Origin of the sequence: Affinirhizobium helianthi, assembly GCF_042680945.1 — a bacterium.
Lineage (GTDB): Bacteria > Pseudomonadota > Alphaproteobacteria > Rhizobiales > Rhizobiaceae > Neorhizobium > Neorhizobium helianthi.
This window is the reverse complement of sequence record NZ_JBHUEQ010000048.1, coordinates 1-713: the sequence shown is the minus strand read 5'-3', so window position 1 is coordinate 713 and position 713 is coordinate 1. Positions and strand designations below refer to the sequence as shown.

At 52.5% G+C, this 713-nt stretch carries 1 protein-coding gene; it reads left to right on the top strand.

Annotated features, from left to right (window positions below; genetic code table 11):
* Positions 1 to 5: 5 nt before the first annotated feature.
* Positions 6 to 713, top strand: a protein-coding gene (locus ACFSE1_RS19420; RefSeq protein WP_377405314.1) for an IS5 family transposase whose coding sequence is annotated in 2 segments (ribosomal slippage) — positions 6 to 342 and positions 342 to 713 — 709 coding nt annotated over the 2 segments. Because the reading frame shifts where the segments join, the coding sequence is not laid out codon by codon here. This gene is flagged as partial in the annotation.

The window sequence follows — 713 nt, the reverse complement described above, 5'->3', positions numbered from 1 at the left end:
CTTGAATGGACACAAGCAGATTTGTTCTCACAGATCGTCAATGGCAGGCTATCGCTTCGCTTTGCCCCGGTGGCGCAACGGCGCCAGGGCGTACCGGCGCAGATACCCGCTTATTTTTGGAGGCTGTTTTATGGATTGTGCGCACGGATGCGCCCTGGCGTGACCTTCCAGTAGAATTTGGCAAGTGGAACAGTGTTTTCCGGCGCTTCCGACGATGGGTGCAAGCCGATGTATTTCAACGGATATTCGACGCACTGAGCGATGAGCCGGATCTGGAATACGCCATGATTGACGCGACCATCGTCAAAGTTCACCGTCACGGTATGGGCGCAAAAGGGGGACTCAAGGCCAGGCCATAGGCAAATCAAAGGGCGGCTGGACCACCAAGATACTGGCTCTGGTGGACGCTCTCGGCAACCTTGTCCGGTTTGTTCTGATGCCGGCCAATCGCTACGATACCATCGGTGTGGCACCTCTGATCAAAGGAATAGAGTTCAACGCACTGCTGGCAGACAAAGCCTTTGACAGCAATTGGATCATTGAGGACATGAACGCGCGTGGTGCAAAGATCGTCATCTCACAACGACCGCAGCGCGTTGCTCCACTAGATATTGACAAAGAAATGTATAAGTGGCGGCACCTGATTGAGAATTACTTTCAGAAATTGAAAGAATTCAAACGCATAGCCATGAGGTCCGACAAGACAGACACAT